17 protein-coding genes are annotated in these 18,287 nt (G+C 45.2%); 14 read left to right on the forward strand and 3 right to left on the reverse strand.

All coding sequences use genetic code 11. The annotated features are described in order from the left end of the window. The first annotated feature begins 148 nt into the window (after positions 1-148). The 7 genes from KQI_RS28435 (at position 149) to KQI_RS0104285 (ending at position 6,913) form a co-directional block, all read left to right on the forward strand. Positions 149-313, forward strand: a complete 165-nt coding sequence (locus tag KQI_RS28435; RefSeq protein WP_010345484.1) for a hypothetical protein — start codon at positions 149-151, stop codon at positions 311-313. Beyond that, complete coding sequence (locus KQI_RS0104260; protein WP_326117500.1) at positions 310-594, forward strand: Gfo/Idh/MocA family oxidoreductase; 285 nt, start codon at positions 310-312, stop codon at positions 592-594. Before KQI_RS28435 ends, KQI_RS0104260 begins: the two co-directional genes overlap by 4 nt. A 120-nt stretch (positions 595-714) precedes the next feature. Then, a complete protein-coding gene (locus KQI_RS0104265) occupies positions 715-2,775 on the forward strand; it encodes a glycosyl hydrolase 115 family protein (RefSeq protein WP_010345486.1) in 2,061 nt (686 codons plus the stop codon). Positions 2,776-2,876: 101 nt separating this feature from the next. Continuing rightward, positions 2,877-3,554 (forward strand): S-layer homology domain-containing protein, encoded by a 678-nt coding sequence (locus KQI_RS0104270; protein WP_010345487.1) that lies wholly within the window; start codon positions 2,877-2,879, stop codon positions 3,552-3,554. Positions 3,555-3,797: 243 nt separating this feature from the next. Then, positions 3,798-4,466, forward strand: a complete 669-nt coding sequence (locus tag KQI_RS0104275) for a uracil-DNA glycosylase (protein WP_010345488.1) — start codon at positions 3,798-3,800, stop codon at positions 4,464-4,466. A 16-nt stretch (positions 4,467-4,482) separates the two neighbouring features. Continuing rightward, positions 4,483-4,905: a hypothetical protein gene (locus tag KQI_RS0104280; protein WP_010345489.1), complete on the forward strand. Its 423-nt coding sequence runs from the start codon at positions 4,483-4,485 to the stop codon at positions 4,903-4,905. Positions 4,906-5,026: 121 nt separating this feature from the next. Further along, positions 5,027-6,913: an Ig-like domain-containing protein gene (locus KQI_RS0104285; RefSeq protein ID WP_010345490.1), complete on the forward strand. Its 1,887-nt coding sequence runs from the start codon at positions 5,027-5,029 to the stop codon at positions 6,911-6,913. Positions 6,914-6,982: 69 nt separating this feature from the next. Here KQI_RS0104285 and KQI_RS0104290 read toward each other — a convergent pair whose 3' ends face one another. After that, a complete protein-coding gene (locus tag KQI_RS0104290; protein WP_010345491.1) occupies positions 6,983-7,285 on the reverse strand; it encodes a hypothetical protein in 303 nt (100 codons plus the stop codon). Positions 7,286-7,668: 383 nt separating this feature from the next. Continuing rightward, positions 7,669-7,863 carry a hypothetical protein gene (locus tag KQI_RS0104295; protein ID WP_010345492.1) on the reverse strand — a complete coding sequence of 65 codons (195 nt, stop codon included), beginning with the start codon at positions 7,861-7,863 and terminating at the stop codon, positions 7,669-7,671. A 139-nt stretch (positions 7,864-8,002) separates the two neighbouring features. Between KQI_RS0104295 and KQI_RS0104300 the strand changes: the two genes are divergently transcribed. Then, positions 8,003-8,440, forward strand: a complete 438-nt coding sequence (locus KQI_RS0104300) for a NucA/NucB deoxyribonuclease domain-containing protein (protein ID WP_010345494.1) — start codon at positions 8,003-8,005, stop codon at positions 8,438-8,440. 47 nt (positions 8,441-8,487) lie between these two features. Here the strand turns inward: KQI_RS0104300 and KQI_RS0104305 are convergent, their stop codons facing one another. Then, on the reverse strand, positions 8,488-8,691 hold the full coding sequence (locus KQI_RS0104305) for a hypothetical protein (protein WP_010345495.1): 204 nt from the start codon (positions 8,689-8,691) through the stop codon (positions 8,488-8,490). A 114-nt stretch (positions 8,692-8,805) separates the two neighbouring features. Between KQI_RS0104305 and KQI_RS0104310 the strand changes: the two genes are divergently transcribed. The 6 genes from KQI_RS0104310 (at position 8,806) to KQI_RS0104335 (ending at position 18,216) form a co-directional block, all read left to right on the forward strand. After that, positions 8,806-10,626, forward strand: coding sequence for a sensor histidine kinase (locus KQI_RS0104310; protein WP_010345496.1), 1,821 nt, complete (start codon positions 8,806-8,808; stop codon positions 10,624-10,626). Continuing rightward, positions 10,601-12,226 carry a response regulator transcription factor gene (locus KQI_RS0104315; RefSeq protein WP_010345497.1) on the forward strand — a complete coding sequence of 542 codons (1,626 nt, stop codon included), beginning with the start codon at positions 10,601-10,603 and terminating at the stop codon, positions 12,224-12,226. Before KQI_RS0104310 ends, KQI_RS0104315 begins: the two co-directional genes overlap by 26 nt. Before the next feature lie 152 nt (positions 12,227-12,378). Further along, on the forward strand, positions 12,379-14,061 hold the full coding sequence (locus KQI_RS0104320) for a type 2 periplasmic-binding domain-containing protein (protein ID WP_010345498.1): 1,683 nt from the start codon (positions 12,379-12,381) through the stop codon (positions 14,059-14,061). A gap of 237 nt (positions 14,062-14,298) precedes the next feature. Further along, positions 14,299-15,189, forward strand: a complete 891-nt coding sequence (locus tag KQI_RS0104325; protein WP_010345499.1) for an ABC transporter permease — start codon at positions 14,299-14,301, stop codon at positions 15,187-15,189. Positions 15,190-15,216: 27 nt separating this feature from the next. After that, positions 15,217-16,095 carry a carbohydrate ABC transporter permease gene (locus KQI_RS0104330; protein WP_010345500.1) on the forward strand — a complete coding sequence of 293 codons (879 nt, stop codon included), beginning with the start codon at positions 15,217-15,219 and terminating at the stop codon, positions 16,093-16,095. 84 nt (positions 16,096-16,179) lie between these two features. After that, entirely contained in the window at positions 16,180-18,216 is a 2,037-nt protein-coding gene (locus KQI_RS0104335; RefSeq protein ID WP_169314547.1) for a beta-galactosidase, read from the forward strand. Positions 18,217-18,287 lie beyond the last annotated feature (71 nt).

The raw sequence follows: 18,287 nt of genomic DNA on the forward strand, positions 1-18,287 counted from the left end.
ATAATCTAAATACAGGTATTGTGTAATATCCTATAATCACAATTGCAAATGAGAAATTTTTATTTATGTTTTACCTGAATGACAACGCTTGCACTAGAGGTTGCGGCGTATTTTTACCATTTTTTCATTATATAAGGAGGTATTGATAATGATGAAAGCTGGATTGGTTACCGATATTTTAGGATTCATGCCGTTGGAAGAAATGCTTGATACGTGTGTAGATCTGAGATTCGAAGCCCTGGAATTAGGGTGTGGTAATTGGTCTAAAGCACCACATATTGATCTAGATGGATTGTTGGAGAAACGGGTATAGCCAACTTACCTGAGCCATCCAGTGTACTTATGCGTAGCGAAGCGAAGCTTTCAACCGAAATTCTAGTAGCTTGGAAAGATCGTTTCATTGATTCTTATGATGTTGAACTGCAAGAATGGATTAATTGTACTGTAAAAGGTGGAGTGAATGGACCATCGGCTTGGGATGGTTATGTTGTAGCAGTGACGGTGGATGCTTGTGTGAAAGCTAAGCATACAGGTCAGATTGTTCCAATTTTTATACCAGAACGTTCATCATTTTATATCAAACAACTTGTATAATAAAAAAAGTTGTCGGCGATCTTTTCCGAAATTGAATCGGCAAGAGGTCGCTAAGTGTGTCACCAACCTATAAAATAAAGGTAAGAAAAATCTTCATCGTTGAATAGGAGATGACAATACATGAAAACCTGTGAACCGCTGATCATTTCATCTGAAAGCGGATACAATCTTCAGGCTGGTGGAAGTGTACCGATTACCCACGCTTGGAGAATGATTGCGCGAGATCATGAGCAAGTGTTTGGCAGAGAACCATTGCAAACAGAAGAAGAGGCCTCGATCATGATCCGTTATGCGGATGAAGAGGATGGATGTCCCCAGTGGCCGGAAGGGTATTGTTTGCGTTTTGTTGCTGATGACGAGAGAACGGTACTTCATATCATTGGCCGTGATGAGCTGGGGATCATTTACGGGTTGCTCCATTATAGTCGCTTCGTACTGGGAGTGGAGCCGTTCTGGTTTTGGGCGGAACTCCCTCCGGCCAGGCGGGATACCATAGTCCTGCCGAGTCAGGATTATGACAGTAAACCGCCCAAGGTTCGCTATCGGGGCTGGTTTGTCAATGATGAGGTATGTCTGATTGGCTGGAAGGATGATTATCCGCCGACGGAGCAGGTATGGGAGCCCGTTTTTGAAGCATTATTACGCTGTGGTGGCAACATGGTGATTCCGGGAACGGATTTACCGCGCACAGGTATCCATCATAAGCTTGCAGCAGACATGGGATTGTGGATTACGCATCATCATGCCGAGCCGCTGGGCGCGGAGATGTTTTTGCGGGCTTTTCCGGGGAAACAGGCCAGCTACAAGGAGCATCCCGAGCTGTTTGAGCAGCTGTGGCAGGAAGCGATCGAACGGCAGAAGGGGGAGAAAATTGTGTGGGTATTGTCTTTTCGTGGACAGGGAGACAAGCCTTTTTGGGAAAATGACCCTTCCTTTAATACGCCGGAGAAACGTGGAAAATTAATATCGTACGTGGTTCGCAAACAGTACAGTATGATCTGCGAATGTGTGGAGCAGCCCGTGTGCAGTATGGCGATGTATGGCGAGATTGCCGAGTTATACAAGCAGGGTCACATTGAAGTCCCCGAAGGGGTCATTAAAATATGGGCGGACAATGGTTACGGCAAAATGGTATCCCGGCGCCATGGCAATCTCAATCTTCGTGTATCGGCATTGCCCGAGGTGGGAGATGGGGGCAAGAACGGAGTATATTATCATGTAACCTTCCACGACCTGCAGGCGTCAAACCATCTTACTCAATTTCCCTCCTCTGCCGAGCTGATTGTTGATGAATTAACGACAGCATTTGCCGTAGGAGCAGACGAGTATCTGTTGGTCAATTCGGGTAATATTTTGCCGCATTTATATACGCTGGATTTGGCAGCGAATTTATGGACGAATGGTAGCATGGATGCTGAAGTGCAGCTTACTGACTTTATTGGGCGGTTGTACAGTCGTCAGCAGCAAGAGATTTCCCAATTGTACCGGGATTATTCCCGTTGTACTATCGTTTATGGCCCGCATAAGGATGATCGGGCAGGGGAGGAATTATATCACCATCCAGCGCGGCAAATTATGGGCTTTTGGCTGCAAGGCAAAGAAGGCTATGATGAACGGCTGTGCTGGGCTGCTGGAGAAAAACCTTTTGCTGAACAGGTACGCTGGTTCAAGGAAAAAGCCAAATCGGCAATCCCGGGCTGGATTGAACTGCAAGAGCGGTGTCTACAAGTGATGAAGCAATTACCTGAGGATGAATGTCGCAGGCTGTATAATCAGCTTTTTGTGCAGATTGAATTGCATCTGAGCGGTTGCCGCGGGCTGTCTAATATCTGTATCGCATACGGGTTATTTCTTGAAGGAGACTATCCACGAGCATTTATACAAGCTTCGCATGCCGTTTGGAGCTACCAGGCGGGGAAAGAAGCGCTCTCGCTCGCAGGAACTGGAAGATGGGAGCATTTCTACCGGGCAGATTGGCTGACCAATCTCGATAACACCATTTCTCATGCGGACACAGTGCGAAGATTTCTGCGGATTCAGGGTGATAGCCCCGATATGTTTCTGTGGTACAAACAATATATCATGCCGGAGACCGAAAAACATATCTATCTGGAGAATACGCATCGCAAGCCGCTATCTGATGATGAATTGGCACGTTGCATGGAGAAGGAACTATATTAAAAGGATCTTAAAATTTGACCTGCAACCTTTCCAGCTTGTACTACGTCATAGAAGTTGTTAATGGCCAAGCGGCCTAATTCAACTACAAGGTGGAACTTAACATGAACATGAGAAAAAGTATGGTCGCAGCCATTACAACCGTAGCGATTTTGTCCTTTTCCGTTGGAGGCCAATTGTCTGCGGCAGGCAGTCAATTCAAGGATTTGGGCAACGTAAGCGGCAAAGAAAAAGTCATATCCCTTAAAGATCGGGGGTTACTCAAAGGGGTCTCTGACACGCAGTTCCTCCCGTCATCTAAAGTGACCGCTGCCCAAGGCATTCAGTTGATCTCCAGCGGACTCCAGCTTAGTTTGGCCGCTATCGATTTTATTAAGGCGCCACAGGCCAGCGAACTGTTCCCCCATGTTAGGGATACTGCATGGTACGCCGAAGCTTTTATCAACGCGCATTATAATGGCGTAGACATTCCAAAAGATATCAATCCTGCCAAAGCTCTGACCAAGGAAGAGTTCACCCACATGCTGATTCAGGGCATGGAAAAAGCAGGCGTTCTTCCCATGATTAAAATCGCACCTGCGAATATGGCTGACGCCAGCGAACTGGAGCCTTCTTATCAAGGCAGCATTCAGCGCTCGCTAGTGTATAAGGTCAATACTTTGGATGCGACTGGAAAGTTTCATCCAAAAAGCGAGATTACACGCGCTGAAGCTGCTGTTATGCTCTATAATGCATTGGAATACTTGAATACTCATACAAATTCGTCACAAATACAGCAATAAAGAGCTTTTCTCTGGGCGGATTTAAGCTTTCAGTCACTTGACATCAATATCGTGAATGCTATAATTAGGAAATCGAATTTAGACCCTGCGGTAGCTGACTATCGTAAGAATACTTTTCTGGTCCTTCGGCAAAACACAAGTAACGAATAAATAAGCTGGCTCCGGATGAGGGGTCAGCTTTATTTGTTTGGATAAAAAAGCTTACAATTTGCGAGATCTACATAGTGAGAGGAGACGGGATTTATGTTTGGGAATGATTGGGATGAAGTACTACGGGAAGAGGTCGAAAAGCCTTACTTTAATGAATTAAGGTACACATTAGCTCGTGAATACAAGATACACAAAGTCTATCCCCCGAAAGAAGATTTGTTTTCAGCACTCAAATTAACGCCATTTCATCTTACCAAAGCGGTTATATTGGGACAGGACCCCTATCATGGAGAGGGACAAGCTCACGGCTTGAGCTTTTCCGTTAGACCCGGTGTGCGCACGCCGCCGTCTCTACAAAATATATACAAAGAGATTCGCGATGATATCGGCACTCCTATTCCGAATCAGGGCTACCTCGTTCCTTGGGCTGAACAGGGCGTGCTGCTGCTGAACAACGTACTGACCGTACGTGAAGGACAACCGCAATCTCATCAGGGAATAGGCTGGGAACGTTTCACGGATGCTGTGATTGAAGCGATTAATGAACGTGAGCAGCCAGTAGTGTTTATTTTATGGGGCAGTCATGCTCAGAAAAAAGCAAGCTTCGTGAATACCAGCAAGCATTTGGTACTGAAATCCGTCCATCCAAGTCCATTGGCGGCTCACCGGGGATTTTTTGGCAGCAAACCCTTTTCGCGTACCAATGCATTTTTGCAGGAGCATGGAATGGAACCGATACGGTGGGAGATTCCTAGCCGCTAGCACTGGAGGTGGGGACATGCGTCAATGGAAGGGACGTCAGGTCATCTTATATCACGGCAACAACGGTCATACCCAGAAGGTGCGCGGGACGCTCGAAAAATGGGATGATACACGCAAGTACGTTATTTTAGGCCCGAAAATGCTGGCTATTCCTTTTGAAAATATTGCGTATATTACCATGCTTCCTCCTGGACGTGAGCGCCGAAACCGCCATCCGGCCAAGCTGAACTCCATTGGCTATGTGATGAGCGTTCCATTACAGTTTGATAATGCCATTTATTTTCAATCGGCAGTCACGGTTTGGAAAGATGACGAGTTGATTGCTTACAATATCAAATTGGCTAGTCATACGGATCATGATGTCGTACTTGAAGATGGACAAACCTTGTCAAAGGAAGGGCATTTGTTCGTGGTGAGGTCGTTGCGCGGAGAACTTTAACTGTTATAATTCACCTTTTTTTTGCTAAAGGGTTCAATTTAGTTAGCTGCTTGCCGATAAAAGGTAATGGGCTTGTTAATAATCCCCTATTTATAAAGATGAAACCAAGGGAGAGAAACGAATGGAACGTATGAAACGTATGAGCAAACGGAGTACCTTCTTACTAGCTTTGCTGATGTTTGTATTTGCAGCATGGCCAGCAGGTTTGATCCGGGCTGAGGAGAGCACGTCTTACACGGTGGAGTGGGACAGCCAAAATCCGACTACAGTCAATCTGGGCGGAAACCCTGCTCAATTAAAAGTGTGGTCTGTGACAGAAAAAGGAAAAGAGGATGTAACCGAAAAAGCTGAATGGATCTCCGGGGACTCTGGTATTTTAAAGGTAGAAAAGGGACTTATCACTCCAGTATCCAAAGGACAGATCAAAGTTACCGCTACATATGAAAATCGGACGGTAGCGACGATCATTACCGTAAAATCGCCTTACAGCAAGCTGCAATTAAATCCGACTGGTCCTTTGAATCTGACTATTGGCGGAGAATCGAAGCAACTGACGGCTCAAGGTGTGCTTAGCGGAGGCGGGACGGAAAATGTGTCTGGTGTAGAATGGACCTCTACGAATTCAACCGTTGCTACCGTAGAAAATGGACTTGTTCGTCCTCTTGCTAAAGGTGTGACTTACATTAAAGCGAGCAAGGATGGACTTAAAGCACAAACAATGGTGTATGTGCGATCTTCCTCCCAGGCGTTGATATTAAGTGAGTCCGGCTCCAAATCGGTCTTTCTGGGCAGCTCCCCAATTCAGGTCAATGCAACCGATGTGAGCCTGACAGGCAGCAAAACCGATGTAACCAACACGGCAGAATGGACTTCGTCTAATCCGCTGGTTGCTACAGTGGAGCAGGGTAAAATCACTCCGATGGACGCAGGGAATGCGACGATTACAGCGTCCTATCACGGTTTGAGCAAGACGCTGAAGATGAATGTGCTGCCGACTGTAGAAAAGCTGGTATCGAGCAAAGCGAGTCTGACTCTCGAAACAGGCAGCAAAACTTCTCTTCCGACGATATCTGCTTATTTGGTCAATGGGGCCAAAAAGGCAGTTCAATCCGATGTGAAATGGAGCTTAAGCAGTGAAAGTGCAGTCAAAATAGCCAATGGTAAACTGGTTGCAGTGAACCCAGGCAGCGCAACATTGACAGCGACAGTAGGTGCGCTCAAGCTGGATATTCCAGTGACTGTGCAATACAAAGTGCTCAAGCTGACCGCTTCTGAAAAGAAATATGTACTGGTTGCAGGACAAGAAGCGAGTCTTCCGACAATCAAGGCCCAAATGGCTGGTGGGGGAACACTTGATGTTACGAATCAGGTAAGCTGGGTAGCTACAACAGCGGCAGTTACAGTAGGCAACGGTAAAGTAAAAGCGGTAAGTGGTGGCAACTCAGGCATCAAGGCCATGTATATGAATAAATACGTGAAGGTGCCTGTCATTGTGGAAGGAGCCATTTCTACATTGACCCCAAGCTTTACAAGTGCTGATATGAATTTGAAAGGGAGCAAGTCCATCAAAGTTATCGGCATATATACAGATGGTAAAAAAGCTACGCTGAGCAGCAAGGTAAAATGGACTACATCTAATGCTTCTGTGGCGAATGTAAAAGGGTCATCTATTAAAGCGGTTGGAATTGGAACAGCAACCATTACAGGCACATACCAAGACAAGTCGTTTAATGTGGAGATTAAGGTAACGCCCAAGCTGCTCAAGTTGGTCTTGAGCAACAAGAACCTGAAGCTCCCTAAAGGCTCCTCACAAGTGCTAAATGTAAATGCAGTTTATGATTCAGGCGCAATGACCAATGTGACAAGCTCAGCGGTGTGGACATCTGCCAAGCCGTCGATTGTACAGGTAACAGGCGGACAGGTGAAGGCAGTGGCGACCGGAAGTTCAAGCATCAAAGTGGTCTATGGTGGTAAAACCGTATCGACATCTGCGAGAGTGCTAAAATAATTTTCGGGCATTGCCATATCGGCTTATAAAAAATAACCCCTGGTCCAACGACCGGGGGTTATTTTTAGCTTACTCTACGCCGTCCTGATAATGGTTTTTCCAGTGCTTATCGCCTCTGTGGGCGAAGTCTTCAACTGTTTTTTCCAAAGTGGCTACCAGTTGGGCTTTAATCTCGGAAATCGTATCACGAAACAGTCTTTCTTCCGTCCCATTGATTTTCTCACCATATAAAGCCTGAGCGGCTACAAATTGACGATGCTGTTCCACAAAATTATCAATCGAGTGCAGTGCATGCTCCACGTATTGCGAGATGCTATGATGCTCGTCAGGCAGTTGCAATTTTAATTCCTGAACTCTATTTACTAATGCCATGATGATCACCTCGTGCGTTTTATTATGTCAATAATTATACATTATTTTCGGAAAACTTTCCTTAAATTTTGATTAAAATGTGACTTTTATTATATCGTGATTGTATTTTTATTGGTGATCGGGCATTATTTTCGGAATTATTGCACACTGCCTTTGTACTGTGATTTTAAAATTTGAAAAATATAATATAAAGATGATGTGAAGCGTGCTGCGACAGCTCTCTTTCTGACATGTTATAATATCGAAAAGCCAGTTGGAAAGGTTGTCAGTATGGTATGAAGCTTTTTAAAGGTTTGTTTTGGGGATTATTGATCAGTTTTCTCCTGTGGTGTGCCTTGTTTGGGCTTGTCCGCTGGATATCGCATTGAGTCGCTTCATGTATCTTATACAATAACTCGTGCGACAGTATCCACGTCCTGAATTGAAATCGTATATACGTTTTCGTCATCGTAGAGCTTGAAATGCTGGTCCTCTTGTTCAGACAGGAGCTTAGGCCAGCCAATAACGGTACTTCCATTGTGTAACCGGATTACAACGGCTTGCTTGTGGCTCACGGCCAGTTTGATCTCATCGTTCATCTGTGCAACCTCCTCTCTGTATTATTTGTCGTCGAAGATTCAACCATTTTTTATAGTCCGCGAGGGGTTAAAAAAAATAAAATCCAGGGATTCCTTGGTTGAAGGTATTCACTGGAATAGCTTGAAGGGAAGAGGGAAATTGAAGAAAAAACTGTTAAGTTTTATAACCGTAGTGCTATTGGCCGCGGGTATGTATTGGTTTAAAGGAGTCGACCTCCTTACGAAAACACCACAAGAAAACCCGTCCTCATCGGTACAGGTTACACTGCATTTTCCGTCAGATCGGTATCCAGAAACGGCGCAGCATATCAAGGAAGCGATTCAGACGGGAAAATCATCGGTATGCACAATTGACCGTGAAGGAGCCGAGCAAAATCGCAAACATTCGCTTGCAAGTGTTCCTACTCGCAAAGGATACGATCGTGACGAATGGCCGATGGCGATGTGTTCAGAAGGCGGTAAAGGTGCAAATGTCAAATACATAGCTCCTAAGGATAATCGTGGGGCAGGATCATGGGTAAGTCACCAATTGGATGAGTATGAGGATGGAACTCGTGTAAAATTTGTCGTGAAATAATAATGCTATGAATTCGTGCTATGAATTCGTGTTATGAATTCGTATAGTTACTTTTTATTTCTCTTAGGATGTTCCTGTTTGGCCCTAATCAGTGCCACAACATTATCTCCCTGTCCCTTAGGCTCCTGTTTGGCTTTAACCAATGCCAAAAAAGCAAAAAAGTCGCCTAATGTAGTGAAGCCAGCACCTAATATCGCCAGATCTTCAGCGGATAGTTGATTTAACCAGTCCATTTGCTTAGCGTCAAACATTTTATCACCGCCAACCGTTGATAATGTATAGTATGTACTGACAGCGGGGAAGGTCAGGGCTCAAGCAAAGCTTTTTAGTATGCCTGTTTTTTGTGCAGAGGATGTGTAGACCACATGTTAAAATTTAATTTTTACACGAAAATCGTCTCTATCGTTATTCTATTGCTGATTCCTATACTAGTTTTGTACGTCTATTCCAATCAGATGACGACAAGAGTGCTGCGTAATGAGCTGAACCAGTCTAATTATAATCAACTGACTTTTTTTCAAAATCAGGTAAACACAAATATTGAAATGATATCCTCCTGGCCGCATTTGCTGATTCATGATCCTGATGTTGCCAGCTTTCAGGCCATTTTTTTAAAGGATAAGACTCTTAATTTAGATGGAATTAATCTTGTCAAACGTATCCAGACCAAGCTGGGACTTCAGGAAAGCTCATCGAATTGGAGAACCGGTCTAGATATCTATTCCCCTTCACTTGGACGTGTTGTGTCAGAAAATGGAGCCGGTTTTTATGATCAGAAAAAACTAAACCAGTTGATTAAAGATGGCTGGCAGGTATCCAAAAAAAGAATGTACGGGAAGGATCAATTTATATTTTCATTGTATACATTATCTCCGTTTTCCTCACTTGGTAATCCTGAAACCGCCAACACGATTATTAAGGTCGAATTTGACAGCAGTAACATTCAGGACATGCTTGACCGTTTTAAAGGTGATGGACGGAAGGAGCCTTTTTATTATAAAAAAGGTGTAGGAGCGATCTATAATCGTACTGCAAATGAAGAGCTGTCCGGCAAGCTGATTACGAAATTGGAGAAAATGGGGCTGCATGAGGTTGATAATCTGACCGTGAAAATTGGAGAAGAGAGCTACTTGGTTCATGCCGTTCTTTCGCAAACGACGGGCTGGTATTTAATTGACTATATGCCTTTGTCCGATATAATGTCTCCAATTTATTCTTCAAATCGATTATTTTATATCACCGTTGTTGGCTTGCTGCTGGTAGGCCTGATTGGTGCTTACCTGCTCCATTCACAGGTACAAGTGCCGATTCTCCAGCTTGTGCGGGCATTTCGGAAATTAAAGGATGGAGACTATGCTGTTCGATTAAGCCCAAGGGGGAGTCACGAGTTTGCTTTCCTGTCCCGTCAATTCAATCTGATGGTCGAACAGATCCAGGAGCTGTTTGAAAAGGTGTATGTTGAGCAGCTGCATGTCAAGGAAGCGCGTCTAAAGCAGCTCCAGTCACAAATCAATCCACACTTTTTTTATAATTGTTTTTCGTTCATTACAAGTATGGCGAAGCTCCGAAATCATGAGGCGGTCGTGGCCATGGCGCATAATTTATCCAGGTATTATCGATATACGACAAGGCAGGAACGGGATTTGGTGCCATTATCAGAGGAAGTCGAGTTTGTTCAATATTATTTGAAAATTCAGCAGATGCGTATGCCGCGGCTAACGTTTACAATTGATGTTTCTCCACAGGCCAATGGTCTGCTGATTCCGCTGCTTGTAGTGCAACCACTAGTGGAAAATGCGGTGCTGCACGGGATAGAGCCTCAAGTGGAGGATGGCCTCATCCATATTAAAACCGAGTGTGTCGGCTCGTATATGCACCTGATTGTGGATGATAATGGACTAGGCTTGAGCCAAGAGGCTATAACAGCCCTGACATCAACGCTTGACAAGCCTGTAGAAGAGAAACATGGCTACGGCTTATGGAATGTACATCAACGTATGCGATTGCATTTTGGAGAAGACGCCGGACTGGACTTCTCGTTGTCACCTTTGGGAGGACTGCGTGCGGTTTTAAAATGGCCGCTGCCAGCAGAAGCAGAGCCGACAAACGGCTTGATTGAACCTTCCCCAAATTCGAATATGGTTAAACTGGAGGGACCTTATGGTTCAAATATTATTGGTAGATGATGAGAGCTATGTAACAGAAAGCCTGGCGGCTACCATTTCATGGGAAACGCTGGGCATTGAGAAGATTCATCAGGCATCCTCCTCCTTAGCAGCAATAGATGTGCTGGAAGCCTATGACATTGACATTCTGGTTACGGATATTCGTATGCCCGGTATGACAGGGCTGGAGCTGATTGTTGAGGCGAATGAGCGATGGCCGCACATTCGATGCTTGCTGCTCACAGGCTATGCCGATTTTGAATATGCCAAAAAGGCGATCCAGCTTAAGGCTTTTGATTATATTTTAAAACCGGTGGATGATGAGGAGTTTATGAAATGTGTATCAGCTGCCATCGATTCGCTAAAGGAAGAATGGGAAGCCTTTGACAAGGTTCATCAATTACAGTACAGCCGCAGGACCGATTTTGGTGTGCTGCGTACTCACCTGATGCATGATTTGGTGCTTGGGCGCCATCTGTCTATACAAATAATAGAGGACAAGCTGTCACAGTACGAAATTATGCTGCGCACAGGACAACATGCCAGTATGCTGCTTATTCAGCTGGGCAAGCATTTTTCTGATATGGATTATCATTCGGTATCTTTAATTGAGTATGCGATTGGAAATATTGCTGAAGAAGTGTTTGCCCCCAATTTTTACGTTTGGCACTGTAAAGCGCCGCATGACTGTCTAATAGTATTAATAGAAGAAAATTGGAATCTGATTTCCGATCGGAGCAAGGACGAGCAGAATCAAATTTTGCGTACGACGATTGACAATTTCCGAAAAAATGTGAGCAACTACTTAAAAGGCGAAATTTACGTTACGGTAACCGGCTGGTTTATGTTCCCACAGGAACTGCCTAAGGTATACCAGTCAGCTATCAGATCCTTATACTGGAACCAGCAGGAGGAAACGGATACACTGTTCTTTATAGAAGAACAGCCAGAACAGCCGCACAATTCAACCAAGCTGCTGGAGGGGCTGTACGTACACCCAACGCTGACCCATCTTCTGGAGTCCAGACAATGGGAGGAAGCTGAAACGAAGATAAACCGTGTATTTGGCAAGATAGAGGAAGCAGGGTATACCCGTGAGCATTTATATGAGCTTTTTATTACGGTAACGAGCGCATTTATGTACACGGCGCATAAGCAAGGACGCTTCATTACGCAGATGGATCAAACGGGCTTTGACCCGCTGCATGCGCAGAAAATGATCCAATCGTTCTCCAATCTTAAGGAATGGATATTTTTGATGATGAACAAGCTGAAGTCGGAATGGTCGGCAAGTGAGCAAAACGCCAAAAGCTATGTGGTCAAGCAGGTTCAGGAGCTCATCACCCAGGATAAAGGTCAGGAGCTGTCTGTTAAGACGATTGCCGATCAGGTTTATCTTCATCCGGTCTATCTGTCCAAAATCTATAAGGCTGAAACCGGAGAAGGTCTGGGAGATTATATCATCCGAATGAGAATGGAGCGGGCTCTGTATTTGCTCAAGTATTCCAACAAAAAAATATATGAAATTACGACCGAACTGGGCTATCAGAATCCCCAATATTTCAGTAAGATGTTCAAAAAGCATTACGGAATGACGCCGCATGAATTTCGAGACCAGTAGAGATGGGACCAGTAAAGACGAAATGAATAAAGACGGAATCAGTAAAGATCAGTTGGGAAAGGTGCAGAAATATTTATTTTGTGACATAGGCTGCGTAGAAAAGCCCTCTTATAATAAAAGAGTAGAAAATGATTTTTTTGAGGGGGAACAATATGCGAGTTCATTCGAAAAAAAAGCTGTTGTCGCTACTCGCCGCAACTATGCTATTAGGAGCTGGCCTTGTGGGCTGCTCGGGCACGGGGAATGGTGGAGATACCAATAGCGCGGCCAAAACTGAAAACGTATACAAAGAAAAATACAATCCGGAAGTCACCATTTCCACAGTATGGGGTGTAGATCCTGCCTTAAAATTTAAAAATGGCGAATCTATCGAAAATAATGTTGCGACCAAATGGGCCAAAGAGAAATTCGGTATTAATATAAAATCACTCTGGTCTGTCACGGATACAAATGGTGCATTCGCCACGAAGCTGCGTTTGGCGATGTCCTCCGGTCAGGAGATGCCGGATGTTGTTGTACTGGGAACGGAAAATGAGCAGTTGGCGCAGGATATGATCGATTCCGGTATGTTTGCGGAAGCGGGTCCGTTGTTCGATAAATACGCTTCGGATTCCTGGAAGCAGGCGATGAATCAGGATACGAACGTATGGAACCAATATAGCCGGGATGGCAAGAAAATGGGTATTCCTGTACTCGATTTTGCTTATAACCACGATTATGTTTTGTGGGTACGACAAGACTGGCTGGACAAGCTGGGCATGAAGGCCCCTCAGACGATGGACGAGCTGGAAAAAGTGATGGATGCTTTTAAAAATAAAAATCCGGATGGATTGTCTCCAGACAAAGTTATACCACTCAGCATCGGTTTCAAAACGTCCATGAACACCTGGATGGGTGACCCGTCCTGGATTTTCGGAGCCTATGGCACACTCCCCCAACAATGGAACAAAGGTGCGAACGGCAGTCTGGAGTATGGCTCTGTGCAGCCTGGTATGAAGCCGGGTCTGCAAAAGCTGAGCGAATGGCTCAAAAAGGGATACATTCCGCGGGAAGCAGCATTGTGGGATGAGAATAAAACGTCAGAGCCTGCAGTCGCAGGAACAGCAGGCATCTTACCAGGTCCATACTGGATGAGCGGCTGGCCGCTTCAGGATACGGTGAAAAATGCGAAGAGCGCCGTATGGAAGCCGATTAAGATTCCAGTGGGGCCTTACAACAAAGCCATGCGCCATGGAACTCAATACACCAATGGTGTCGTACTGATCAACAAACAAATGCAGCATCCTGAAGCTTTTTTCACCTATCAAAATTACTTGTTTGATCACTTTGCAAATGCCAAATCGGAAGGAGATTTGGCGAACGGGATGTTTAAGGGCTACGACTATGAGCTGGATGCGAATGGTAAGCTGTTACCTATCGACAAGATACCAGGCGGTTATGTAAACTCTGTTCGTTATTTGCTGGTTCGTGATGGTGCGCGTATACCTGATGCCCAAATGAAGGCTTTGTTAAGCTTGGCTGACGGCGCGGAAGCGAAGACTCGTCTGGAGAAGGATGTAATGGTTAATTACGGCAAAGATACACCTGCGGCTGCCAAGGTGTTAATGGAACAGAAGGATATTTCCATGAAGGATCAGTTCACAGGACCTACTACGCCAACCATGAAGTCCAAAAAGGACTATCTGGATAAGATTGAAAACCAGACTTTCAATGAAATCATTTATGGCAAACAGCCGATTTCGGCCTTTGATACCTTCGTGCAGACGTGGAAGAGTGCCGGAGGCGAACAAATTACAAAAGAAGTGAATGAATGGTATAAGAGCGTTGAGAAGTAAACACAGTTGAAATGGATAGATGGGCTGTCCCAAACGGGCAGCCTTTTTAATACCAATCACCACATTATATTGGAAATAAATGCGCTACCATTATGCTTGCGAGATAGACTACCATTCACATGGCGAGGCTGAAAAATGATTGCTTTTGTGCCATGTATGTTGGTTTTTTGAGCTGTTTCGTTAGTAGGAACGCTTCTATAATTGAAGTATACCATGAGAGTTACAGGAGGAACTGCAATGAGAAGTCTGCAACGTACGTGGCCATTTCATATCATGCTGCTGCCAGCCATCATTTTTTTAATTGTATTCAGCTACATTCCGATGGGCGGGATCGTGATGGCCTTTCAAAATTACAAGCCTTGGCTGGGTATAACCGGCTCCGAGTGGGTTGGACTGGATAATTTCCGCTTTCTGTTCCAACGGGAGGACAGTCTGCAAGTCGTCTGGAATACGCTGATTATCGCGGTTCTAAAGATGTTTTTCAATCTGCTCGTTCCATTTGTTTTTGCCATTCTGCTGAATGAAATTCGCAAGGTTGGACTTCAGCGATCCATTCAGACACTGGTTTACCTGCCACACTTTCTGTCGTGGGTAATCTTGGGCGGGATTCTGGTTGACCTGCTCGCTACAGATGGCTTTATGAACCGTATTCTTGGCAGTTTTGGAATCCAGCCCATCTTTTTTTTGGGAGACAATAACTGGTTTCGCTTTACGGTAATCGTATCAGATATATGGAAGGAGTTTGGCTATAATACTATCGTTTTTCTCGCCGCATTGGCGGGGATCAATCCTTCGTTGTATGAAGCAGCAGAGATGGATGGGGCAAGCCGCTGGAGACAGACGCTGCATATTACTGTGCCTTCGCTGATTCCGATGGTTGTGGTTGTGGGTACACTTGCACTCGGTAATGTCCTGAATGCTGGCTTCGACCAGATTTTCAACCTTTACAACCCGCTTGTATACCAAAAAGGCGATATTATTGACACGTTCGTCTATCGGACAGCATTAATTAACGGGGAAATGGGCTTTGCTACCGCCATCGGATTGTTTAAATCTGTGATCAGTATGATTCTCATTCTGATTTCCTATCGACTTGCATACAAATGGGCAGGCTACCGCATATTTTGATTCCACAAGGCTGAAAGAGGGAGAGTCATGTATCATAAAACAACGGCATATCGCATCTTCAATGTGTTTAATATTTGTCTGCTTGTGCTTTTATCTATCATGTGTATCGTTCCGCTGATTCATGTATTGGCGGTATCATTTAGTGCCAAATCAGCAGCAGACGCCAATCTGGTTGGACTGTGGCCGGTGCAATTTTCATTAGAAGCCTACAAGAAGACGATGAATAATCCTATTTTTCTGCACTCTATCTGGATTTCTGTTCTCCGGACCGTGCTCGGTACTGGCTTGACGCTGCTGATTACCTTTTTAGCTGCTTATCCACTTTCAAAAGAAGCATCTGTATTCCGCAGCCGCAACGTATATTCATGGCTGTTCGTATTCAGTATGATTTTTAACGGTGGCCTGGTTCCATTTTATATGGTCATTCAAAAGATTCATCTTATGGACAGCTTTTGGGTACTTGTTTTGCCGGGAGCGGTCAATACATTTCTGGTCATCCTCATGCTGAACTTTTTTAGAGGCATACCCAAGGAGATGGAGGAGGCCGCGCTGATTGATGGGGCAGGACATTTTCGGACTTTGTTTAGTATATTTTTACCGATATCGATGCCATCCATTGCGACAATTGCGTTGTTTAGTATGGTGTTTCACTGGAACTCATGGTTTGATGGCCTGCTCTATCTGAGCAATGCCAAGGATTATCCGCTCGCGACCTTCCTGCAAACGGTCATCATTCAGAAGGACATGAGCTCTATGAGTATGAGTCCCAAAGAGATGGAATTGCTTTCACAAACAACGGTGAATGCAGCGCAAATTTTCATTGGTGCAGCGCCTATTCTTATTGTATATCCATTTTTACAAAAGTATTTTGTTAAAGGTATGACGCTCGGTTCTGTCAAGGAGTAAACCCTATTGATCTAAAGGAGATGATTTACAGTGTCGCATCCAAACCTATTCAAATACCCGCCAATTAGTGAGCGAGTTCCGCGTATGCTGCACGGAGCGGATTATAACCCGGAGCAATGGCAGCATGATCCCGAGGTGCTAAAAGAAGATATCCGGCTGATGAAGCTGGCTAAATGTAATGTGATGTCCGTCGGCATATTTTCATGGGTTGCATTGGAACCTGAGGAAGGTGTATTTACGTTTGAATGGCTGGACCGTATTCTGGATTCGTTTGCCGAGAACGGAATTTATGCGTTTTTGGCCACTCCTAGTGGAGCCAGACCGGCCTGGATGTCACAAAAATATCCCGAGGTGCTGCGTGTAGAGGCCAACCGTGTCCGTAACCTGCACGGGTTCCGCCATAACCACTGTTTTACCTCACCAGTATACCGGGAAAAAGTACGCATCATGAATACAAAGCTGGCCGAGCGCTATGCGAATCATCCGGCTGTCATTGGCTGGCATATTTCCAATGAATTTGGTGGAGAATGCCACTGTGATTATTGTCAGGCAGCATTTCGCGCCTGGGTAGAGGATAAATACGGCACGCTGGATAAGCTTAATCACGCATGGTGGACGACCTTTTGGAGTCATACGGTTACGGATTGGAGCCAAATCGAGTCTCCGGCCCCTCACGGTGAAACACAGGTCCATGCTATGAATTTGGACTGGAGACGGTTTGTGACCGATCAGACCGCAGATTTTATCAAACACGAGATTGTGCCGCTCAGGGCAGCGAACCCGACACTTCCGATCACGACCAATTTAATGGAATTTTTTGAAGGACTGAATTACTGGAAGTTTGCCGATCTGCTGGATGTTATATCCTGGGACAGTTATCCGACGTGGCATGACCGGGGAGGTGATGAGAGCCGTCAGGCTGCGAAGGTAGCTATGATGCACGATATTATTCGTTCAATCAAAGGAGGCAAGCCTTGGATGCTCATGGAGAGTACGCCGAGTTTGACGAACTGGCAAGACGTCAGCAAGCTGAAGCGACCAGGAATGCATCTGCTATCGTCTTTACAGGCTGTAGCACACGGGTCAGACACCGTTCAATATTTTCAATGGCGGAAAAGTCGCGGTTCGAGTGAAAAGCTGCACGGTGCAGTTGTCGATCATGTCGGACATGAGCACACTCGGGTATTCGGGGATGTGACAGAGGTCGGCAATGTGCTGGAAAAATTGGAGGAGGTGATCGGTACATCTGTGCCTGCTGAGGCCGCAGTTATTTTCGACTGGGAGAATCGCTGGGCAGTCAATGACTCGCAAGGGCCGCGAAATAAAGGTGTAAAATATGAGGAGACAGCCGAAGCGCATTATTTGGCATTGTGGGAGCAGGGTGTGCCTGTAGATGTCATTCATATGGATGCCGATTTCTCCAAATACAAGCTTATAGTAGCTCCGATGCTGTATATGGTGCGCAGCGGTGTGGGTGAGCGAATACAAAAGTTTGTTGAAAGCGGTGGCATTTTTGTAGCAACCTATTGGTCCGGCATTGTGGATGAACATGATTTGTGCTTCCTTGGAGGCTTTCCGGGGCCGCTTCGCAAGACGCTCGGAATATGGTCGGAAGAGATCGACGGGCTGCATGATCACGACCGAAATCGCATTATGCCGGTTGAGGGCAATGAGTTGAATCTGAACGGTGAGTATGAGGCTGTAGAGCTGTGCGATCTTATTCATACGGAAGGTGCAAAGGTACTGGCTGTATACGGTTCAGACTTTTATGCAGGACGTCCAGCATTGACGGTGAACCGTTTGGGACAGGGAAAAGCTTATTACATCGCTTCACGCAACACGGGATCGTTCAACAGTCATTTTTACAGAAGCTTGATTGAGGGTGAAGGAATCAGTAAAGCACTTCATGTCAAGTTGCCGCATGGAGTCAATACAGCGATTCGCACTGATGGAGTTTACGATTATATTTTTATCTTGAATTTTACTCATGAGTCGCAAGAAATTACACTGGATGGACGAATCTATGTGGATATGCTGGAAAATCGTGTGATTGAAGAAGATAAGCTTCGATTGAATAACTATGCTGTCAAGGTTCTCAAGACAGAGCGCAATACACATTAGAAATGGCATAAGGTTAAGGGCTGACTTTATTTGGCGATAAAGGATTTGTAAGAATGGCTAGAGGAGAACGG

Source organism: Paenibacillus peoriae KCTC 3763, from assembly GCF_000236805.1.
In the GTDB taxonomy this organism is placed as follows: Bacteria; Bacillota; Bacilli; order Paenibacillales; family Paenibacillaceae; genus Paenibacillus; species Paenibacillus peoriae.